The 3022-nt window shown below is 63.5% G+C and carries 2 protein-coding genes and 1 pseudogene; 1 reads left to right on the top strand and 2 read right to left on the bottom strand.

The genetic code is table 11. The features are described from left to right. The coding region (locus WCE35_RS19975) for an NAD-dependent epimerase/dehydratase family protein (RefSeq protein WP_424595045.1) at positions 1-627 on the bottom strand (627 nt) is incomplete at its 3' end. A gap of 16 nt (positions 628-643) precedes the next feature. Then, complete coding sequence (locus tag WCE35_RS19970) at positions 644-1852, bottom strand: glycosyltransferase family 4 protein (RefSeq protein WP_424595044.1); 1209 nt, start codon at positions 1850-1852, stop codon at positions 644-646. Positions 1853-2348: 496 nt separating this feature from the next. Here WCE35_RS19970 and WCE35_RS19965 point away from each other — a divergent pair. Next, positions 2349-3022: pseudogene (locus WCE35_RS19965) on the top strand (hypothetical protein); the annotation flags it as partial.

The following is a 3022-nucleotide window of genomic DNA, read 5'->3' as shown; positions in this document are numbered from 1 at the left end:
CAGATTCTCGATCGCCACGAAGGCGCGGCGGTTGCGAATGCCCGCGAAAGGCAGCGGCAGCCCGGCTCGAATAGCCGCGAGCAACCGCCGGAAGTTGCCGAGCGCCGAAGGTCCGTAGACCAGCGGCGGCCTGATCACCGTGACCTTCAGGCTGGTGGCTTCGGCGACGGCTGCGAGGCCTCGCTCGGCCTCGGCTTTCGAAACTGGATAAAGTCCCTTCGGGGCGGGAACATCGTCCTCCCGGAACGGGCTGTGCCCGTTGGTTTTGCTGCCGTTCACGAGTATCGTGCTCAGGTAGACGAAATGAGCGATACCCGCCTCGGCGGTGCATTTGGCGAGGCGGACGGTGCCATCCCGGTTAAGCGAGTGGTAGAGGATGTGTTCGCCGTCGGATTCCGGGCGATGAACGTGGGCCGCCAGATGCACCACGGCATCGACGTCGCGCAGCGCGGCATCCCAATTGGTCTCGCCATCGATGGAGGGGATCAGCACGTCATCGCTGCCGAGTGGCGGCCGGCGCACCACGCGCCGGACGATCCAACCTTCGTCCCTGAGCACCGGGGCGAGGTGGCGGCCGATGAAACCGCTCGCGCCTGTCAAAAGGACGACCGGCCGACCCTCTTTCACGATACTCACCCCCTGCTCACGCCGGATTCTTTAGCAGCCGATGCACGAGATTGCGATAGCTGGTCATCGCCTGCTCAAAACTATATTGCCCCGCCACCGCGACGGCGCGCTCGCCCTTCGCCCGAGCCACGCCCGGCGATGCGGCGGACCTGATCGCGGCGGCGAGTTCGGCGGGGTCGCCTGGCGGCACCACCCAGCCGATATCGTGCTCCCTGATCGCAACCGCGGCTTCCGCGCTCGCCTCGGAAACGATGGCGACGGGGCGACCTATCGCCAGCAGATTGTAGAACCTGCTTGGAACGGATACGCCGGCGGCGTTGTTTCGATACGGGATGATCCAAAGATCGGCGGACGCCAGAAACTCGGCCAGATCGGTTTCGCCGACACGGTCCATCAAGGTGACATTTGGGAGCCTGGCGCCGGCTTGTAAGGCCCGCAATCGCTCAAAGCCCGTTCCCCAGCCGGACAGCAGGAAACCGATGTCGTCGGCTTCCCGAAGCATCCGTGCGGCCTCGAACACAACCAGCGGATCATGCGTGAATCCGAGGTTGCCGGAAAGGCCGACCACGAAACGCCGCTTGCAAAGACGCCGGAAGCGATTGTCCGGCTCGACCGGGCGCAGGCCGACGGGGAGGGTGGCCCAGTTCGGAATGAAGCAAATCTTCTCCGGCGTCACCGCCTTGTATCGCCGGAGCAACCGCGTGGTGTCACGGCCGATCACAATGACCGCGCTAAGCGCGCGGTACATCAACGCGTTGGCGCCATGAATGGCCATTGCGGCCATCGAGCGCGGGCGCATCAGTCCCGACATGACCAGGACGTCCGGGAAAAGATCGTGCAGGATCAGGACGGACCGGGCGCGGCGCAACCACGCGGCGGCGGCGACCGAATAGGGCAGCATGAAGGGCGCGGTGACGGTGAGGACCACATCCCCCGGTCGCAGCCGCATCAGCAGGACGATAAAAACACGCATGCTGAACAAAAGCTCGGCGGTTGCACGTTTCACGAGCGCGGCCTTTGCAGGCATCCAATTCCTGATTTCGACGATGCGCGGGCGACCGGGACCCTCGGAAGCTGCCGCGGCGGAACCGTTCCAGCCGGAAAAGACCGTAACGGGAAAATCCAGGGCCAGATGCTCGGCAATGGAAGTCATGAATATCGCGGTCGTGCTGGAATCCGGAGCGTAGTGCTGGCTCACGACAACAATTTTGCTCGAGCGCCGCATCGTGGTCCTTATTTCCGCAATGACGGCGAGGATAGCATCGGACCGGACGTACCTCGCTCTCGCGTGTTTGCGAGCGGAACGTCTGGCGAGGGCGCGTCAGATCGGTAAATCGGGTCCGCGATCGGTACAACCATTGCACACTGGCTAAATCTGGAGGGTGGCGAAGCCGCAGAGGTCTGCGAGATGGATAGAAATCTAGTAACTCGGCGCCGAGATCAACACGATTTTGAGCGGCGAGCATGAACTCGGCCGCCATGCGACCACATCGGATCATCGCTCCACTATCGACAATCCCCCGTTTGGCTGCTAGCGGCATTTGACGCGCGAAAGGCTGCAACCTTGATCCACGATGCTCGGTTAATGGATTTGACGACCGGGGGATGTTCCCATTGGCATATCGCCCGATCGGCGCGGGTCGCGGGTCGGCAATCCTGGCCGGTCAGGCCATGATGAATCCCGCACGCTGAAAATGGCCGCGGAAAGACCCAGCCATCAATTGATAGGAAACTCTGCGTGGAACGCGAGCGCATTTCTCGTCGTCGTCGGACTGAATTTGCTCGTTCTTCCGTTCGTCCTGTTCCGGCTCGGGGCAACCGTGTTCGGCGTCGCCGGCCTGGTGACCGCGTGCATCGCTCCCGCGCTGGCGTTCGGCAACTCGCTGGCGCTGTCGACGACACGGGAGCTCGCCAACCGCCTGGCGCCGGGCGAGCGGGCCGAATCGCGCCGGTTTTTCGCGACATCATTGCTGTTGGCAGGTGCGGGAGGCGTGCCGATCGCGATGCTGCTTGCGCTGACCGGTCCGCCGCTTGCCCGTCATATCTTTCATCTGGACGGCGAGGTGGCCGACGATCTGACCCTGGCCTTTCTGTTCGGCGCGGCCGGATGGCTGAGCCAGTGTGTCTCCGGGGTGTTTCTGGCGCTTTTCACTGCGCGTCAGGATTATGCAAGGCTTGCGTCGGTCAGCATGGCGAGCGCGGTTATTTCGACGTCGGCGATGTTGGTGCTGATACCGCGCTGGCCACAGGCCTCGACGTTTCTTGGCTGTCAGGCGCTGGGCTTCGCCATTGGGCTGCTCGCATCATTTGCGATTGCGCGCCGGCGGCTGTGTGAATGGATGGCGTGGCCCGCGCTGCATCGCGGGCCATTCGGCGGCCTTGTAACCCTTGGAGG

Origin of the sequence: Bradyrhizobium sp. (assembly GCF_049691595.1) — a bacterium.
Classification (GTDB): Bacteria; Pseudomonadota; Alphaproteobacteria; order Rhizobiales; family Xanthobacteraceae; genus Bradyrhizobium.
This window is presented reverse-complemented; position numbering and strand designations above follow the sequence as displayed.